Origin of the sequence: Acerihabitans sp. TG2, from assembly GCF_035013185.1 — a bacterium.
Lineage (GTDB): Bacteria > Pseudomonadota > Gammaproteobacteria > Enterobacterales > Enterobacteriaceae > Acerihabitans.
This window is the reverse complement of sequence record NZ_JAYGJO010000107.1, coordinates 1-504: the sequence shown is the minus strand read 5'-3', so window position 1 is coordinate 504 and position 504 is coordinate 1. Positions and strand designations below refer to the sequence as shown.

1 protein-coding gene is annotated in these 504 nt (G+C 61.5%); it reads right to left on the bottom strand.

What is annotated here, in order from left to right:
* The coding region (locus SJI19_RS24745) for an IS66 family transposase (RefSeq protein ID WP_323480883.1) at positions 1-504 on the bottom strand (504 nt) is incomplete at both ends.

The following is a 504-nucleotide window of genomic DNA, read 5'->3' as shown; positions in this document are numbered from 1 at the left end:
CGGATGTTGCAGCAGGTCGTGATGCAGCCGCCCGGCCAGCGGTTTGAGTGCCGCGCCCACTGCGCCGAACCAACCGGCCAGCGTGCTGCGCGGGATATCAACACCGCTGCGTTGATAGATAACCTGTTGGCGATAGAGCGGCAGATGATCGAGGCATTTGGCGCTGACCACCTGCGCCAGCAACCCTGGGCCGGGCTGGCCTTTTTCGATCAGCTGCGCCGGCAGTGGCGCACTGACCACGGTATCGCAGTGTTCACAACTGAACTGCGGGCGAATATGGCGATGCACGATAAAACGCGCCGGGACATATTCCAACCGCTCGCTGATCTCATCGCGGATAAAACGCAGGGCATGGCCGCAGTCCGGGCAGCTATCGGATGCCGGGGCTAGGTGAATATCCTGGCGTGGCAGTTCCGGCGGCAACGGTCGGCGTTTGGGCACAGCGGGTTTGTCGGTTTTAGGTTCGGGTAATAACGTGGCCAACTGTTGTTCGATATCGGCGGC